This window comes from Mesorhizobium sp. M0088 (assembly GCF_040322895.1).
Taxonomy (GTDB): domain Bacteria; phylum Pseudomonadota; class Alphaproteobacteria; order Rhizobiales; family Rhizobiaceae; genus Mesorhizobium.
Genome location: NZ_JAMYUI010000069.1, coordinates 1 through 737, shown reverse-complemented (window position 1 = coordinate 737; position 737 = coordinate 1). Strand labels below are relative to the sequence as shown.

Below are 737 nucleotides of genomic sequence, written 5' to 3'. Positions count from 1 at the left end.
AATGACGGGCAGGCCGCGACGGAAGGCGGCGCGGCGATCGTGACGAATGCGGCCAATGGCGTCCTGGCCAACGACCATGTCGGTGCGGATCAGCCCGGCACGGTGACGGCGGTGGCGGGCGGCACGCTCGGCAATCCGATCGTGACGGCCTATGGCACGCTGACGCTGAACGGCGACGGCTCCTACATCTATACCCCGAAGATCGGTGTATCGGTGCCGGCTGGGACGGTGGACAGCTTCACCTACACGATGAAGGACGCGGACGGGGACACCTCGCAGGCGGTTCTGTCGTTCACCTTCTCGGGCGACAACAACCATGCGACGGCGGGCACGTCGGCGGCGCTGGTCGACGAGGACGACCTTGCGACGGGCAACCATGACAACGCTCCTGGCGATGACGTGCCGAGCGTGCAGCCCGGGACGCTGACGCACAATTATGGTGCGGACGGCGCGGGCCATATCGCGCTGGTGTCCGGCTCGGAGACGGTGAACGGCACCACCTACACCTACACGGCCAACGCGGCGGGCACGCAGATCATCGCGTCGGCCGGCGGCGTCGATGTGTTCCAGGTTGACCTGACCAATGCGGTCACCGGCACCTATACGGTGACGCTGCTGTCGCCGGTCCAGCATCCGACGGCGGGGACCGAGGACAATCTCGGCTTCAACCTGAGCTACAAGGTCTACGACGCCGACGACACGGCCGCCACGGCCGCGACCGGCACGCTGACCGTGAC

Annotated in this window: 1 protein-coding gene; it reads left to right on the top strand. The window is 67.2% G+C overall.

The window, feature by feature from the left end:
* A partial coding sequence (locus tag NKJ67_RS35080; RefSeq protein WP_352585895.1) for a cadherin-like domain-containing protein occupies positions 1 to 737 on the top strand: 737 nt, incomplete at both ends.